General features: G+C 49.2%; 2 protein-coding genes. Both read left to right on the top strand.

The genetic code is table 11. The annotated features are described in order from the left end of the window. The coding region (locus tag A3730_RS23775) for an FIST N-terminal domain-containing protein (protein WP_231884034.1) at window positions 1-785 on the top strand (785 nt) is incomplete at its 5' end. A gap of 55 nt (window positions 786-840) precedes the next feature. Continuing rightward, window positions 841-1,289: histidine kinase dimerization/phospho-acceptor domain-containing protein (locus A3730_RS23780; RefSeq protein WP_304439531.1), on the top strand; the 449-nt coding region annotated here is incomplete at its 3' end.

Consider the following 1,289-nt stretch of genomic DNA (forward strand, 5'->3'; position numbering starts at 1 on the left):
GGTATGACGGAGTCACCCGCAGAGCACAATACTTTTGTGCTAACGCTGATGGATGGCTATCAGTGAATGAAGAAATGGTCTTGGCTACGCTTAATTCGGCGTTAGGCAGTATTGCCTGCTTTGGTGGCTCGGCGGGGGATGAATATAGATTAAGCGGCACTTATGTTTATAGCGATGGCGGTTTCACCAGCGAAGCCGCCACGGTGATAATGATTTCTACCTCATTAGATTTCGAAGTGTTCAGCACCCATCATTTAATTCCTGAAAAAACCAAGTTTGTAGTTACTTCTGCGGATCCGGAAAAGCGTACCGTCTATGAACTCAATGCTGAACCAGCGGCAAAAGCCTATGCACGGCTGATCGGTGTTTCGGTTGAAGAGCTGGACGATATGACATTCGCCTGTTCGCCTTTAGCGGTACGTATTAATGATGGCTACTATGCACGTTCTATCCAGCGAGTTAACGATGATCTTAGCCTGACGTTTTATTGTGCAGTTGAAAATGGCATCGTTTTGACAGCAATGAAAACCGACTCCTTGCTTGATGATCTTGAAACCAAACTCAGTGCCATAGAGCGTCGTATGGGACCATCATGGTTAACGATTGGGTGTGATTGCTGCATGCGTTATGCGCAAATTGAGTCGGAAGGTATGGTGGACCAGGCATCGGCATTGCTTCGTCGATACGGGGTGATCGGCTTCAGTACCTATGGGGAGCATGTTGACGGTATGCACCTTAATCACACATTGACCGGGGTTGTCATTGGACAAAGAAACCGTCTCTGAATCGGGTCCGACTGAGAGGGAGCGCTCTCCCTGGGACCTCCATGAAGCACGGCTAATGGCTGAAAATGCCAGGCTGAGCAGGATTTGTGATGCCTTGATAGAAAGGGTGGAGGCAAGCAATATGGCCCCCACCGCCCCTTATGCAGCATTTCAGCATTCAGTTGTTCTGGCCGAGCAGGTGCGTGAGCGGACTCAGGACTTACGTGATGTAAACCAGAAACTACTGGAAGAAATAGAAGAGCGTCGCCACATAGAAATGCAGCTACGCGAAGCACGGGAAAAAGCGGAGCAGGCGAACCTTTCTAAAACACGCTTTGTTGCAGCGGTGAGCCATGATTTGATGCAGCCACTGAATGCTGCTCGGCTCTTCACCAGTGCGTTGCAGGAAAAGCCAGAGAATATGACGTTTCAGCTCGCTCATATCAGCACAGCGCTGACTGATCTTGAATCACTCATTACTACACTTTCAGATGCTTCAAAGCTGGATGCCGGAGTAGTAACGGC

This window comes from Alcanivorax sp. HI0044, assembly GCF_001634945.1.